Annotated in this window: 10 protein-coding genes and 2 pseudogenes; 7 read left to right on the top strand and 5 right to left on the bottom strand. The window is 35.6% G+C overall.

Going from position 1 to position 12249, the window contains the following annotated elements:
- The 3 genes and pseudogenes from ACQKNC_RS16105 to ACQKNC_RS16115 form a co-directional block, all read right to left on the bottom strand.
- Positions 1–241 (bottom strand): hypothetical protein (locus ACQKNC_RS16105; protein WP_427425787.1); only part of this gene is annotated, 241 nt, incomplete at its 3' end.
- Positions 242–288: 47 nt separating this feature from the next.
- Positions 289–1134, bottom strand: coding sequence for a VOC family protein (locus tag ACQKNC_RS16110; RefSeq protein WP_427425788.1), 846 nt, complete (start codon positions 1132–1134; stop codon positions 289–291).
- 765 nt (positions 1135–1899) lie between these two features.
- A pseudogene (locus ACQKNC_RS16115) lies at positions 1900–3262 on the bottom strand (IS4 family transposase).
- A gap of 301 nt (positions 3263–3563) precedes the next feature.
- On the opposite strand from ACQKNC_RS16115, the gene ACQKNC_RS16120 reads away from it, so the two are divergent.
- From ACQKNC_RS16120 to ACQKNC_RS16150, 7 genes and pseudogenes are all read left to right on the top strand, one after another.
- Positions 3564–3950: a hypothetical protein gene (locus tag ACQKNC_RS16120; protein WP_427425789.1), complete on the top strand. Its 387-nt coding sequence runs from the start codon at positions 3564–3566 to the stop codon at positions 3948–3950.
- Positions 3938–4081 (top strand): hypothetical protein, encoded by a 144-nt coding sequence (locus ACQKNC_RS16125; protein WP_427425790.1) that lies wholly within the window; start codon positions 3938–3940, stop codon positions 4079–4081. The genes ACQKNC_RS16120 and ACQKNC_RS16125 overlap by 13 nt, the downstream gene beginning before the upstream one ends.
- Before the next feature lie 29 nt (positions 4082–4110).
- Entirely contained in the window at positions 4111–4725 is a 615-nt protein-coding gene (locus tag ACQKNC_RS16130) for a group-specific protein (protein WP_423475515.1), read from the top strand.
- A 309-nt stretch (positions 4726–5034) separates the two neighbouring features.
- A pseudogene (locus tag ACQKNC_RS16135) lies at positions 5035–6054 on the top strand (IS4 family transposase); the annotation flags it as partial.
- Between the two features lie 26 nt (positions 6055–6080).
- Positions 6081–6935 carry a hypothetical protein gene (locus ACQKNC_RS16140; protein WP_427425791.1) on the top strand — a complete coding sequence of 285 codons (855 nt, stop codon included), beginning with the start codon at positions 6081–6083 and terminating at the stop codon, positions 6933–6935.
- 543 nt (positions 6936–7478) lie between these two features.
- On the top strand, positions 7479–7652 hold the full coding sequence (locus tag ACQKNC_RS16145) for a hypothetical protein (RefSeq protein ID WP_427425792.1): 174 nt from the start codon (positions 7479–7481) through the stop codon (positions 7650–7652).
- 87 nt (positions 7653–7739) lie between these two features.
- Complete coding sequence (locus tag ACQKNC_RS16150; protein ID WP_427425793.1) at positions 7740–8570, top strand: aldo/keto reductase; 831 nt, start codon at positions 7740–7742, stop codon at positions 8568–8570.
- Positions 8571–8616: 46 nt separating this feature from the next.
- On the opposite strand, the gene ACQKNC_RS16155 is transcribed toward ACQKNC_RS16150, so the two are convergent.
- Positions 8617–10773 (bottom strand): 5'-nucleotidase C-terminal domain-containing protein, encoded by a 2157-nt coding sequence (locus ACQKNC_RS16155; protein WP_427425794.1) that lies wholly within the window; start codon positions 10771–10773, stop codon positions 8617–8619.
- 614 nt (positions 10774–11387) lie between these two features.
- Entirely contained in the window at positions 11388–12227 is an 840-nt protein-coding gene (locus ACQKNC_RS16160) for an RluA family pseudouridine synthase (protein WP_427425795.1), read from the bottom strand.
- Positions 12228–12249 lie beyond the last annotated feature (22 nt).

Consider the following 12249-nt stretch of genomic DNA (forward strand, 5'->3'; position numbering starts at 1 on the left):
AAAGAACCCCGCAAGCGACGGATAAAACTCGCCAAACGACGGAAAGAACCCCGCAAGCGACGGATAGCCCGTCAAGCGACGGAAAGAACCCCGCAAGCGACGGATAAAACTCGCCAAACGACGGAAAGAACCCCGCAAGCGACGGATAGCCCGTCAAGCGACGGAAAGAACCCCGCAAACGACGGATAAAACTCGTAAAGCGACGGAAAGAACCCCGCAAGCGACGGAAAGAACTTGACAATCGCCGTATAGCCTCATGCAACTGACGGATAGTGCGTCACATCACTTTTAAAATTTCAATAAAATAGCGTTACCTGACGGGTCCTCTGTTTGGAATCCTCCATCTATATTAGTAACCGGTGCACCAATTGCACGGAGATTTTCTTTCATTGTTGCTGCTTGTTCTTCATTGTCTAGACGCAGTGAAAATGTTTTTAAACCAACCATATTTTCACCAAGCTTTGGTGCGTTTTCAGAGTGCCAAGTGTTTAAACCGATATGATGGTGATAGCGGCCAGTTGAGATAAATAAAGCTTGTGCTCCATAGCGAGTGACAATCTCAAATCCTAATCCTTTTGTATAAAATTCCTCAGCAGCAGCTAAATTAGAAACTGATAAATGAATATGCCCCATAACCGTATCAGCTGGTAGGCCATCCCATCTACCATCGCCTTCCTCTAATATAGAATGGATCTTAAGAGGTTCAGTAACCATATGAACTTGGTCGAAATGCCAAGTCCATTCACTTTCAGGGCGATCAGCATAAACCTCGATGCCGTTTTTGTCAGGATCATTTAAATATAATGCTTCACTTACATCATGGTCGGATGCTCCGAAGTACACGCCGTTGTTATGGAAATGAGAAATGATATTGGCTAAATCACGACGAGTAGGCAATAAAATTGCAAAGTGATAGAGTCCAGTTGTTAAGCTCGTTTTTTCTTCCACTGTTTTGGGTTGGACGATTGTTAGTAAAGCCGTTTTGCCATCCGCTGTTAAAGTTGCTTTATGAGATTCCTGATGTAAAACTTTAAAGCCAATTACCTTCTGATAATAAGTTAATGAACGTTGTAAATCACTCACTTTAATTTCAACATTTGTAACATATGTGTTAGGTTTTTCATGAAAATGCATAGTAAATTACCTCCAAATATAAGTTGTATTTAATTATTAAGTTACTTTATGTAAGTAAGTTTATTTTATAAAGTGTAGAAAGTCAAGTAGTGATATTGATTCTGTCATTCACAACATTTGATGATGAGCGTTTTTTTTTTTTTTTTGAATTTTATCAATTTTTGCTTAATTTATAACAAAAATTGATTTTGAAACTTTTGTAAACTGGTAGCTTAAGCTTCTTAATAGGACTTTATGAGTACTTTAATGCCACTATATAAATGCAAAGTCTAATTTTACTAGGCTTCTTTTATTTCTATATGGAAATTATTTGTGATATCAAACTCCAAGTATCTATGAGTTATCTGATTTTTCCCAAGTTTTGTTCTAATTATAACAAAACTTGATTAGGAAATATTTATTTCCAATGATATGTTGTTAACATACCCGTGGGAAAACAGAGAAGGGGGGCTAAAAATTAATATTAGGTTAGGAACTATTTCAATGCAGATATGAACAAAATTAGGAATATCTAATAGTGGAGCTAATGCTGGTGGAGGATCATCATGGGCTACTACTTCTACTAAAACCAAGTATTGGGAGAATAGTAACGGAGCTAAGGAATCTTCATATAGTTCCAATGTGATTGTTTCACCTAAAGGAGATTATAGAACTGGAACTATTTCTGTTGTTAATACCGCTAAAGTAAAATTATCAGGAGATAAGAAGTCTTATGAGATTTCAGCAGGGGCATAAAAAAATATACGTAATATTATCCCTAATAACTCAAACTTCACAGACTGAAATCGACAAATAAGCCTTGATATAATTAGGAAGGCTGGCGATCCATTGCTGAAGTTGACTTTTGATTAGTTTCTGGATTTTTGTATTTGTCTTTTTTAGGGTATCTTCAAGAAGCTCGATTAATTGCTGTAAAGCGACAGCCCATTCGAGTTCATTTACTTCATCGCAAAGTTCATAGAAAATGCCACCTAATGTTCGCTGGTCGGTATGGCAGCGATTTTGCCAGGACAAAACGATATATCTAGAAAAGACAATGGTTGTGTGACTGATGAGTAAATCATAAGACATCCCTTGAAATTTTTTTTGAAGTTTCAATAATGATTTGGTTGTCTTAAAGAAGACTTCGATGTACCAACGCATGCCATAAATACGAATGATTTCTTGTTCAGAAAGCGTACAGTCCGTGCTAAGAATGGCAAGCCACTCACTCTTTTTATTTCTATTTTGAACAAATACAACCTTTACCTGGATGCCATTTGCCATCGTTGTATGAATCGATCGCAAAATTCCTTTCTTGTCTGGGACAGGTGTGGCAATCTTATACAATTCTTTTAAAGAGAGTCGTTGGTTGTTCATCAAATAACGTTGGTTCGTATTTTTCACCATACCAATGACATCCAGACCTAGTTCAACGATGGATTGGATGAGCGGTTGTTGTGTAAACCATGTATCCATTAACACATAATCAGCGGTTACACCTGCTTGTAAGGCTCTTTCAAGCATACTCGGAATGATTGTAGGAGCCGATTCTAACGCTTCTACACGACGTTTATAGCCCGATGTACGTTTGTCGATGTTGTTCGAAATGCCATTGATTTGTGCATTTTTTGAACTCAGTAACGTAAAATCAAGCGGCATAAATGTAAAGCCGTCTGACCAACCCAAAGTAAGCATACGAAAGCCTTTATAGAAGCGCTTCGTTAAAGAGGAATGATCCATACAACGTGCTAGAAGCTCAACCTTTTTACTGCGATTCCGATCAAACATCGAATCGTCAATAATCAGTGTTTTTGTGCGCTTTTCATCTGTAAGTGCATCGACTTTTTGAACGGCGTGTGCGCTTAAAAAGGTTAAAAATCGACGCCAAGCAAATTTAGAATGATTCATAAAACGATAAACGGCATCTTTGGCTGGATAACAATCTCCCTTTTTTTGATGATGAAAGGGTACACCAACTCTTATGATGAAAAATTAAACAGAATACGAGTTGAAACAAATAAGAATTTGTAAACCCAAACTTCTTCGTAATGCCAGCTTTTCATAAATGTTTAAAAATTTCCAATTCATTAAAAATAGATTTTAATTCTTTAGACAGTCGATTGTTTGGTCCATTATGCTCTATCATAATGAAAGCACCTCTTTCGTTTGGTAGTGTATTCTAGTCAAATTCACTATACCAAAGAATGAGGTGTTTTTTGTATTTATAAAACGTTTTGTCAAGAATCCTATTGAAATTGTAAAGAACCAAACAAGCTCAATGATTAAGCCGATTTATATTGGTACGAAGTTTGAGTAATAACTTATGCGTAAAATATATCTAATCGAAAGGGGGAGACATTGGTAAGTATTTTTAGTTTTTCACATCTTAGTTCAAGTTAAAAATATTCTCTATAAGTATTAAAATTCAATTTAAGGGATGGTTAAAAATGGAGAAATATTTAAAAATTTTGTTAGCATTTAGTGTTGTTTTTATTTTAGGGATTTTCAAAATAGACTATGCTCAAGCGGAAGAAAAATTTTCAGACAATACAGACAATAATTCCGAAATGTATGAATTAAAGAACATTGAAGAAGACAACAATGTCCTAACACCGTTTGCTACTTTTTGGGGTGACAGTGGAACATCGACATTTAATTATTCGCCAAATGCAAGAGCCTTCAGTTGGACTTTAAATATACCCGGTGCAGCAGGAAATTTTTTATCTTTTACTTGTAGAGCTGATATTTATACTCAGTCTACCGGTGCTTTTAAAGGGTCAATGTATTTTTCAGGAGGGGGACTGGTCCTGGAGTATCTGGTTTGGCTGATATAAAGGGCGTTTCTTTGACAAAAGGAGTTAGTTACCTTGCGAGATTTGTAGGAGAAGCAGTGGAATCCCCTTCTTTAAAAGTACACGCTGTAAGTTATTTAGCATATCAAAACGGAGTAGCTTTTACCTACTAGTATTTTAAAAAAGAGTGAGGTGCGAATTTTTGTTTGATTTAAATAATGCTGAAAATAATCAACTCAATTTAGAAACAACAGCTCCGTACTCTTTAAATTACTTAATATTTATACAAAACTTATTTTTAAATAATAATAATAATCAGCAGCAGTCTTTATTTCCTGATTTTAACAGTTCTGATTGGGGTATCTTACCTGAGGGTGAATTTGACATTGAGTTTAAAAAGATATGGAATGAAGTAATATATAAAAATGTGCAAAACCAATATTACGATAATAACGGTGTTTTGGAAAATGATAGTTCATTCTACCGACAACTGTTTGATAGAAATGTAAATGGAGAGTTTGGATTTTCAGAAAGTGTTAAATTATTTTTATCTTGGTGGAATGGATTCTATGGGAAAATAGCTATAGAAGGATTATTTGAAAGTGGAGGCGGACATGAAATATATAACGAGTTATCAAAGTCTCTAAAATTATATAATCTAAATAATAGTCAATTTAAGATAAATATTATTTACGATAAACAACGATTATTTTCTACAACTTATTCCTTATCTTATGCAGTTTTACCTATTCAAGAACTTTTTTTAAATAAAACAGAAATTGTACCGAATTTATTAGAAGGGTTTAAAAAACCATAATAAAACAAAAAAGGTATTGAGGTTTAAATTCCCAATACCTTTTTTTGGTTTATTCCAATATGGTGTAGTTAATGGTAATAGTAAGTTACGTACTTATTTATGTAGAAGTTAATATCTCAAACTTCGCAGCTAGATAAACTAGCTCAAAACAGATGGCTGTAGGTTGCCCTTTAATGGATTTATGTTTCTTGACACTATTTTTAGGTATACAAAAAGCACCTCTTTCTTGTGATTGCTAGAAAACACTACCAAGCAGAAGAGGTGCTCCCACTATGATAGAACGACCAAAATAATCAACTACCAAAAGAAATTTATCACGTCTTTCATGAATTAGAAATCAATAAACATCTAAGAAACGCAGGGATTATAAAAGGATTTGGCTTTTCGACAAGCTATTTATTTCAACTTGTCTTTTGCCTCGTATTCCAACACAAAAGCCGGTTTACCTTGCTTCAAAGTAAAAAAGGTGACCAATATCCAGGAAAAGATACGGTTTATCGTTTCCTAAACTATTCGAAATTTGCATGGCGTCGATTTCTCACTCTATTCAGTGCACATACGATTCAAAAAGTGAGTGTGCTTACCAACGCAGATCGACCAAAAGTACTCATTGTAGATGATTCCATGTATGACCGTAATCGCAGTAAAAAGGTAGAACTACTAGCGCGCTGTCGTGACCATTCTTCAACGGGTAAACGTTTTTATAAGGGCTTTCGGATGCTTACTTTGGGCTGGTCAGATGGTGCGACATTTATGCCCGTTGACTTTGCTTTACTAAGTTCAAAAAAGGCACAGGTGAATGGCATTTCCGAACAGATTGATAAACGTACTTCTGGCTATAAGCGTCGAATCGAAGCATTAGAAACAGCATCATCGCTTGTGCCAAGTATGGTTGACCGTGCGTTACAAGCAGGTGTACCGGCTCAATATGTGCTCATGGATAGCTGGTTTACACACGCACCCCTTGTTCAATCCATCGTTGCACTAGGGATGGATGTTATTGGTATGGTCAAGCCAACGAAACAGCATTATCTAGTAGACGATCGTTGCCTTTCGTTAAAAGAATTGTACAAAATCGCGAAGCCTGTACAGGGACCAAAAGACATTTTACGATCCATCCAAGCAACATTGAAGAATGGTGTGCCTGTAAAGATTGTCTTCATTCAAAATCGCAATAAGAAAAGTGAATGGCTGGCGATTCTCAGCACCGATTGTACGCTTTCAGAACAAGAAATCATCCGAATCTATGGCATGCGTTGGGATATCGAAGTCTTCTTTAAAGCGACGAAATCACTACTGCGTCTACAAAAAGAATTCCAAGGCACATCTAAGTAATCCTTTTATTGTTTAGTTTTATGAAATTTAAAAATTCTTCTGGAATTGATGATATTGGAGAAAATACGAAAGAATTGTATGTTTTGGAATATTGGGAGCAAAAATTAAAAGTATACAATCAAGATACTCATAAGTTTATTAGGTATTGGAATGATACTGAAAACGAGTTTCAATATAACTTTAAAGAATATAGCGACGTTTTGACGAGTGGAAATAGTATATCAAATAATTTTTCGATTATTCGTTATACAGAAACGGGAGTTAAGACATTATTAAAACTACCTGCAAACGAAGCGTTGTTTCCACTAACAATTGATAACAAAGATAATATGTATTTTTGTAGAATTTATTATAATGATGATAAAACTGAGAAAAAAAGGGTTATATCAAAGTATAGTAAAAAAGATAATCAATTGGATGATTTAGCTATTGATGTTGGTAAACTTATGGATGTTAGTGTTATAGGGAAAAAATTATTTTTTACTTCTTTCGATGAAAAAGAACAAAAGTATGAATTGTATGAATCAAGTTTAAAAGGTAAGAATGAAATAGAAATGATAGAAAGTAATTTAGAAGGTTCCGAGATCTATAATATTAATGGGGAATTGTATTTGAAGTCTGCAGAGGGAAAATTAGTTTCACAAGTGAAAGAATATCCTTCGGGAGAGATAACGATTTCTTATAAGGATTGGTTATTATTTTTAGATGTTAAAGAAAATAGCTCCCAAAACTTACGTATTTACTCAATTGATAGCGAAAAGTATATCTATAAAACAAAAAATTTAAATGGATATAATCTAAATGGATATAGACTTACAATTTTTAAAGATGATTCTACAAAAAAAATAGATTTAAAATCATTAAATTCAATATAGTTTTATTTTGATTATAAAAGGAATTAGTCATATCAATAAAGTTTCACTTCTGCGGAATTATGTCATCAGATTAGTTATTATCTTTTGATATGACTGTTTTTATGAAACGAATTTTTTATGCAGGGTGTACGTTATGACACAGTTGATTTTTCTTGTAAATAAAATTGTGAATCCGTATGCAAATAACACATATTAACACGCTGCACCTCTCTGAACTATAAAGGCATCAATTAAAGGAGGTGCCTTTTTCGAAAACAAGAAAATCACTAAGCATTTTATTCATGCTTAGTGATTTTCTTGAGGTATTATTTGTCTGATCTGTAGTCGCCTTCGTAACCAGCAGTGAAAATTGCAGCTAAAAACGCAACAGTTACACCAATAATTAATAGTAAACTCATGGAAGAACCCTCCTCATGTTTATAAAGACATCTTTTTTTAGTATAGCCTATCTACTATAAAAATGAAACGACATAGAGGAATAAAATATGTCAGAAATGGTTCAGAAATAACTATTTCGGGAAAACTATAGTAGAGGTGATGATAATGGAAAAAAAGGTTCCGAATATCGAAAACGGTACAATGGCTAGAAATTTTAAAGATTTAAAGGATTTAGGAAAGCAGATGGAGCATTTGCGTGATGGTCAAGAGCTTGTAGAAGACGATCGAATTCCAGACCCTATTCAAGTAGATGATTATGAAGAGGAAGCAAAAGATTGATAAGAAATTACCTCTGAAATTTTCCTCATTTTTCTTAAAACCAATTTTTTGTATAATGGAACTAGGAAAAGAAAGGGGTTGTTATTCTTGAATTTACAATCAACAAAAACATTAGCAAACGGTGTGGAAATGCCTCGCTTTGGCTTAGGTGTTTATAAAATGACAGAGCGTGATGAGACTTTGCAGGCTATTGATATAGCTCTTAAATTTGGCTACCGAGCTATTGATACGGCTTCTCTTTATGGTAATGAGGCTGAGGTGGGCGAAGCTATTCGTCACTCAGACGTTAAACGTGAGGATATTTTTGTGACGACAAAGGTCTGGAATAATGACCAAGGCTATGATGAAACATTACGAGCATTTGAAGTCTCATTGAAAAAGCTAAATATGGATTATTTAGATTTATATTTAACTCATTGGGCAGTACCAGAAACATTTGAAGAAACGTATAGAGCAATTGAACGTTTATATGATGAAAAATTAATTCGTGCAACAGGTGTCTCAAATCACCATGAGCATCATCTACAAAAGCTATTAGCTAAAGCAAATATTACACCAATGGTCAATCAAGTAGAGGTGCATCCATATTTACAGCAAGACGCATTAAAAGCATTTTGTAGTGAGCATGGAATTGCTGTTACGGCATGGTCTCCATTAGGTCGAGGTGGAGTACTTGATAATCCAACGATTACGGAAATTGGTCACGAAATAGGAAAGACAGCTGCACAGGTAGTGCTACGCTGGCATTTACAAAATGATACACTTGTCATTCCAAAATCAGTGACACCAAGTCGTATTGAGGAAAACGCACAGATTTTTGATTTTGAATTAACACTAGCTCAAATGGATAAAATAGCTGTGTTAAATCGCAATGAACGATTTGGACAGGACCCAGATAACTTTAAATTTAATTTTTAATAGAAATCCCGCTCTCTAATTTGAGAAGCGGGATTTTGTAAATATATTATTTAGATTCTTTTACAAAAGGAATGTAGTTAGAAAGCATTTTTGCCATATGTGCACGTGTAGCATTGTTACTTGGCATAAATTTGCCGTTCACGCCGCTAACAATCTTTAAGTCTTTCATAAGTGCAATAGCATTTTGAGTTTCAGCGTTATATTGAGAAATATCACTGAAATCTGCTTTTAAACCAGCTTTTGCATCGTGTTGTAGGTTGTATGCACGAGCAAACATTAATGCAAGTTGAGCACGAGTTACTTTTGTATTAGGATTGAATTTACCATTCACACCTTGTACAATTCCTGCTTCAGCAAGTGCTGTAATTTCTTTTTGTGTTGCAGGATTTACATTCGCAAGATCAGAGAATGTTGTTTGACCTTTTGCTTCAAGCTTTAAGGCACGTGCGATAAATGATGCAGCTTGTGCACGAGTTAAGTTTGCGTTCGGTGAATATGTTGTTGCAGTAGTACCATTTGTTAAATCATGGTAATAAAGATCACGAACATAGCCTTCTGTTTCTGAACCTTTTGCAATATCAGTGAATGGAATTTTTGCGATAATACGCCCTTCTACTTTAGGATCGACTGTTTTCAGCGTTTTTAAGTGATCGATAAACATTTCATAGTCAATTGTACCAGGCTCACTTACACGTCCGTCTGCATAGGCTTTTTTCAGTGTATCGTAGTTGTCTCCACCTTTAGCAGTGAATGTATTTGTTGCACCTTTATAGTATGCTGCTTTATCAAGCTCTTTACCATTTAATTTAATAGAGGTAACACGTTTACCAGCTGGTGCTTTTCCATCAAATTCAACTTGTAAACCAGAGAAGTGGAGGAAGCCACCAGCTTCTTTCGGGAACTCTTTCACACTATGTTCAACGATATCATATATTTCAGCACCAGTTACTTTTACGATTCCAAGTGCATTACCGTATGGCATGACTGTCATAACTTCGCCAAGAGTAATATCTCCTGCACCAATACTTTCACGGATACCGCCACCATTTTGGAAGGCAAATTGTACTTCAGGATCAATTTTCTTTGCGCCAGCAAGCATACCATCAGTAATTAAGTTACCAAGATTTGTTTCACGAGTACGAACGTGACTACGTTGTCCATCAAGTGCTGAAACAGCTGTTTTGCCTATTGATTGGTTTAAAATTTTCGAAACTTGTTCTTTATATGGAGCTAACAGTGCTTCAGCCTCAGCGTCAGCTTTGACATCCTTTAAAGCATGTAATTGACCAAAATAGTCAACAACTGCACCGTTATCGTCGAATGTTAGATCTAATTCACCTAAATTTTCGCTATATTGGCCTGTTTGAACGATAATTGTAGGGTTCTTAAATGATGTTTCAGCTTTCACAGGTTTGTCCAACTTTGTATGTGAATGACCACCTACGATTACATCGATGCCTTCTACAGATTTTGCTAGTAATTGGTCATTATCCCAATCTACGGAGTCATTGAAGCCTATGTGTGTTAATGCGATAATTTTGTTAACACCTTGTTTTTCAAATTCTGCTACTGCTTTTTTTGCAGTTTCGATATAGTTTGCAAATTGAACGTTAACAACGCTTGAAATCGTAGGTGTCTCTTCTGTTGTTAAACTGAAAATACCTACTTGTTCTCCATCGATTTCTTTAACAATACCGTCATAAATTTTACCGTTTTCAAAGTCTTTTGTGACAGTTTTGAATTGTAAGCCATCAAATAAAGAATCTTTCGAAAAATCTAGATTGGACCCTAGTAATGGGAACTCTGCGCCCTTAACAAATTTCGCAAGTGCAGCATGTCCTTCTGGGCTTGATCCTAAATCGAACTCATGGTTACCAAAAGTCATTGCATCGTAACCCATTAAGTTCATTAACTTCATATCAGCCTCTCCAGCAAATTCGTTAAAGTATAAAGTACCAGAGAAAACATCACCAGCATCTAACAGAAGTGAATTTGCATTTGCAGCACGAAGTTCTTTTACTTTTGTTGCACGCTTTGTAGCTTCCTCAGCGTGTGAATGTGTGTCATTTGAGTGTAGAATTGTTAATTTGAAATCGTCTTTCTTAGCTGTTGGTGTTGCTTCCGCTGCATGTGCGGCAAAACCGGGTGTAGCTAGTAAACTAGCAGCTAGAGTTGTTGCTACAATACTTTTAACCCATTTCATCAATGAATTCCTCCTCATATTAGTCAGATGACTGACAATTTAATTTTAATTCTATCATGAAAGAAATCCAACGTCATTACCAATAATGGAAATGTATATTAAAATTACTGTGAAAAATAGATGAAAGAAATGTTGAATAATATATTTATACTTTTTTGAAACTATAAGTAAATAGATTGAGGTAAAGGCTCATTACCATTACGTGTGGTTTATTTCCGTTCCGACTGGGATCTTTTAGCGCTGCCGCTTCGCTTTCGCGCAGAAAACATTTGTTGCTGTCGCTTCGCTTTCGCACAGTTAAAACATTTGTTGCTGTCGCTTCGCTTTCGCACAGTTAAAACATTTGTTGCTGCAAGGTCTCATCTGTGACGCTAATCCCCAAGGAATCGCCCAGTCGGTACGAAAGTCAATTTATATAAATGGATTACATTTTAACAAGTGTCATTGTCATCCATAACTTTTGGTGATGAGCCGAAGTAATGGAATCTATATTGACTTAGGATTGACATCTATTCTGGACTATGGTCGATGATGAGCGTAAGAAATAAAAAAGGAATACAAAAACTGCACTTCCTATTGTTAGCTGTCCAACAATAGGAAGTGCAGTCCAATAATTACTGCTCGTCTTTTACAACGATTGGCTTATTTAAAAATGGATGTTCGAATTCTAATTGAATAGCATGGAGCTCATAATCACCACTTGCTGTTTCTCTTGCTCCATACATTGTATCTCCTATAATCGGATGACCGATATGTGCTAGATGTACGCGAATTTGATGTGTTCTTCCTGTTTCAAGAATTAGATGGACAACACAAGAGCTTTTATAGCGCGCTACAACTTCATAGTGAGTAACCGCATGCTGTCCAGTTTTTGAAACGACACGTCTTGTTGCATGATGTCGGTCTTTTCCGATTCCTTCAGAAATCGTGCCAGATGAAGAGCGTAAATTCCCTTGCACCTCTGCGGCGTATGTTCGAATAATGGATTTTTCCTCAATCATACGGTCAAAAATTGATTTTGCTAAAGGATGTTTTGCTACAAGTAACAAACCTTGTGTCCCTTTATCTAATCGATGGACATGCTCCGCATAAGTACCGCCTTGCTCTTTAATATGAGCCATAACATGATTCATACAAGTGTGGGTATCGCGTGCATCATTTGGATGTGTCGACATGCCTTTTGGTTTTGAAACGATTAAACAATGATCATCCTCATAGACGACATCAATTGCACAAACCGGTGTCGGTTGATAATTGGATGTCGGCATCGGGAATGTAAATTTTAATTCTGTTCCAACCTGTAGTGGATCATTCCACTGAATAGGCTCTCCGTCAACTGTAGTGATAGCCTTCGCCATTCGCAATTCATGGACTATCTTTTTACCGAGTCGCCAATTATTACGTAGTAAATCCTCGACTGTCAAATTATTCGTGTTTATTTCATAGTGAAACATAAATCTTCCTCCGTAGAAAAGA

Source organism: Lysinibacillus sp. NPDC094177 (assembly GCF_050279145.1).
In the GTDB taxonomy this organism is placed as follows: Bacteria; Bacillota; Bacilli; order Bacillales_A; family Planococcaceae; genus Lysinibacillus.